Genomic DNA, 3,206 nt, shown 5'->3' with positions numbered 1-3,206 from the left:
GCGCATTATCCGAGATATTCAATTATCCGAGGAGAATCTTAAAAAGTGCCGATATGAAAGGCTTTCAGAGATATTTCCCCGGATAATGTTTTACTCATATGCTACAGTTAAAACCACCAAAGAAACAGGAGGTTTTAACATGAATCAACAGACAAATGAAAACAATTCAACATCATGCAGCTATCAGGAACTGAATCCGGAAATGGATGCCTTCCTGCAGGGTTATCTTGAAGAGGGACGTCGCAAGGGTTTGCAGGAAAGTACCATACATCTTCACGACAAGATTGGCCACTACTTTTTATTCGCTATGACAGAGACAGGCTGTTTGAAACCGCAGGAAATGAATGCACAAAATGTAGGTATCGCCTGCCTGAAAATCAGCAGCAGATGGTATCTCTCGCATATCCGCACATTCCTTCGGTATGCGTATCAATCCGGCAATACAGACAGGGATTACAGTGGTATCGTCCCTCTTTTCAAAATACCGCAACCTTATCCGTCTGTTTACACGGCAGAGGAAATCCAAAAAATTGAAAACAGCGTTGATCAGAGTTCTCCACACGGAAAGCGGGATTATGCAGCATTGCTCCTTGCAACACGGCTGGGGATCCGGAGTGGGGACATTTCATCCATGACGCTTGAATGCCTAGATTTTGAAAGGGATCTAATCCGGCTTACACAGCACAAAACAGGCGTTTTCATTGAATTCCCAATGGTTTCTGACGTAAAGGTTGCACTGGAGCGGTATTTACAGGAAGAACGTACTGCCTATGACAGTCCATATGTATTTCTCCGCATTGTTCCTCCCTACGGCCATATCTCCGTGCAGGCAATCGCTAAGATTGCCAGGACAGCCATTGCCGTAGCCGGGATTGAACCGGGCGGGCGCAAACAGGGGGCACATGCCTTTCGGTCATCCCTTGCCAGTTCCATGATCAATGACAACATCCCTTATGAAGCGGTAAGAAAAATCCTTGGACATACAGACCAGAATGCCATCCGTTCTTATGCCAGATTAGATATGGAGCAACTCCGTGGGTATGCCCTCCCGGTCATGGAAGCGACCGGTATATTTGCCGAATTCTTAGAGGGGAGGTGGAGTCTGTCATGAAAGAGTTCCGAAGCATTTTTAAACAAGATTTTGCAGACTACATCGAAACCAATCAAGGGACAATCAGCAACGATACCTTGCGGAACACACGCAGCGTATTGCTTACGTTCGATTCCCTGTTGGCAAAAGAAAACACTGGAGAAATCTCGGAAGCGATTGTAAACCAATGGATCAAGAGACTCCATCAGGTCAATGCACCCAAGACCGTCAGTGACAAGGTGAGTTATCTCCGTAAATTTTTAAGATATCTTCAGTACAAGGGATACGTTGTTTTTATGCCAGACTGTCCAAAAACATCAGACAGCTACATGCCATATGTTTTTTCGGAGGAAGAAATACAGATACTTTTATCCAGTGCCGACCAATGGTGTGACAGGCATAAAAACTCAAAAACCCGACAGGCGGATATGGAGTTCTGTATGTTGCTGAGGATGCTCCTTGGGTGCGGATTCCGTTTAGGCGAGCCACTGACTGCCAAGGTAAAGGATGTCAATTTTTCCAGCGGAATCATACTGATTCGCCATGCCAAAAATAATAAACAGCGAGCTATCCCGATGAATGAAACCCTGACAGAGATGCTGGAAAGATACTGCATTGCAATGGGCATTAAAGCAGAACCCGAAAGTTATCTGTTCCCTTCACCCGTAAAAGAAGGGGCTGCGGCCAGCAAAGGGATTTTTGATTTACGGTTTCGGAATCTGTTAATGGAAACCGGCCTGTATGTGCCTGGGAAAGCTCATTCCAGAGGTCAGTGCCTTCACTGCTTCCGCCATTATTTTGCTATCCACTCGTTTGCGCAAGCGGAAAAGAACGGACGCTCTACGGACGACTCTGTTCCGTTCCTGTCTGTCTATCTTGGACATCATGACATGGACGAAACAGAGAAATACTTAAAATTTAACGGCGACATGTTCCCTGAGTACATGGGGCTGTTTGAGGATTATGCTACTGGCGTGTTCACGGAGGCAGCATATGAGGAAAAATAAACTCCCCGAATTTACACTCCTGTTGGAACAATTTTTTACAGAATACATGCCGTTCTCATCAGGGCTTTCACCCAATACCATCCGCTCCTATAAGCATTCCTTCCGGCTCCTGTTTCAGTATATTTATCAGGTTCAGAAGAAGAATGCCGATGAAATCCTGTTCCGGGACTTGGATTATGAGACGATTGACGGATTTTTAAAATGGATAGAAACGGAACGGGGCTGTTCAGCATCCACAAGGAATCTCCGGCTTTCGGCGCTCGCTTCTTTTTCTTTCTACGCACAAAACAGAAATTTTGAAGCTGCAACTGTATTTGCCAATGCCGTTAGGAGGACTCCCGTTAAAAAGGAAGCTATCCAACCAAGAATTACCTTTTCCCTTGATGAAGTCTCAGTCCTGCTTCACCTTCCCAATCCCCAAAAACGTCTGGGATTCCGGGATCAGGTGCTTTTAAACTTGATGTACGCCAGTGGAGCAAGGGCACAGGAAATCTGTGACCTTAAGGTTAGAGACTTTTTTGTAGAGAAAAACCTGTATAAGCTTACGATTACAGGAAAAGGGAACAAAACACGCCGAATTGTGATTGCCAAACCCAGTGGGATTCTTTTGAAACGGTATCTGGAAGAAACTGGACGTGCTGGACAGTTGGAAACTTATATCTTTTCCAGCCAGACACATCCACAGATGACCATTTCCTGTGTTGAAGAGATTTACAAAAAATATATCGCCCTTGCAAGAGCAGGACATCCCGGAATGTTTCTGGAAAAACGCTATACCCCACATACCATGAGACATACAACCGCCACACATATGTTAGAAGCAGGAGTTCCGATCGTGGCGATTAAAAATTTTCTCGGCCATTCATCTATTTCTACCACTGAGCGATATGCTGAGCTTTCGCAGGGAACTGTGAATAGACATATCAGGGATTGGAATGAAAAATGGTTTTCGCATCAAAAAGAAGAACCTGCTGAGCGTAAAAAAGAAAATGTGTTGCCGGACTTCCTGAAATAATTGTTACATTATCCGAGGAAATATCTCTGAAAGCCTTTCATATCGGTACTTTTTAAGATTCTCCTCGGATAATTGAATATCTCGGATAATGCGC

3 protein-coding genes are annotated in these 3,206 nt (G+C 44.7%); all 3 read left to right on the top strand.

The window, feature by feature from the left end; all coding sequences use genetic code 11:
- Positions 1–139 precede the first annotated feature (139 nt).
- The 3 genes from PG062_RS15780 to PG062_RS15770 are packed head-to-tail and all read left to right on the top strand — an operon-like array spanning position 140 to position 3,112.
- Entirely contained in the window at positions 140–1,111 is a 972-nt protein-coding gene (locus PG062_RS15780) for a tyrosine-type recombinase/integrase (protein WP_270753011.1), read from the top strand.
- Positions 1,108–2,097: a tyrosine-type recombinase/integrase gene (locus PG062_RS15775; protein ID WP_002583486.1), complete on the top strand. Its 990-nt coding sequence runs from the start codon at positions 1,108–1,110 to the stop codon at positions 2,095–2,097. Before PG062_RS15780 ends, PG062_RS15775 begins: the two co-directional genes overlap by 4 nt.
- Positions 2,084–3,112, top strand: coding sequence for a tyrosine-type recombinase/integrase (locus PG062_RS15770; RefSeq protein ID WP_270753010.1), 1,029 nt, complete (start codon positions 2,084–2,086; stop codon positions 3,110–3,112). The genes PG062_RS15775 and PG062_RS15770 overlap by 14 nt, the downstream gene beginning before the upstream one ends.
- Positions 3,113–3,206: the final 94 nt, after the last annotated feature.

It is taken from the genome of Gemmiger qucibialis (assembly GCF_027689445.1).
In the GTDB taxonomy this organism is placed as follows: Bacteria; Bacillota; Clostridia; order Oscillospirales; family Ruminococcaceae; genus Gemmiger; species Gemmiger qucibialis.
Note: the sequence above shows the minus strand (reverse complement) of the source record. Positions and strands in the feature narration are given on the sequence as shown.

Coding starts and splice junctions, on each gene's coding strand:
- PG062_RS15780 (WP_270753011.1), top strand. CDS start 140: ATGAATCAACAGACAAATGAAAACAATTCAACATCATGCAGCTATCAG.
- PG062_RS15775 (WP_002583486.1), top strand. CDS start 1,108: ATGAAAGAGTTCCGAAGCATTTTTAAACAAGATTTTGCAGACTACATC.
- PG062_RS15770 (WP_270753010.1), top strand. CDS start 2,084: ATGAGGAAAAATAAACTCCCCGAATTTACACTCCTGTTGGAACAATTT.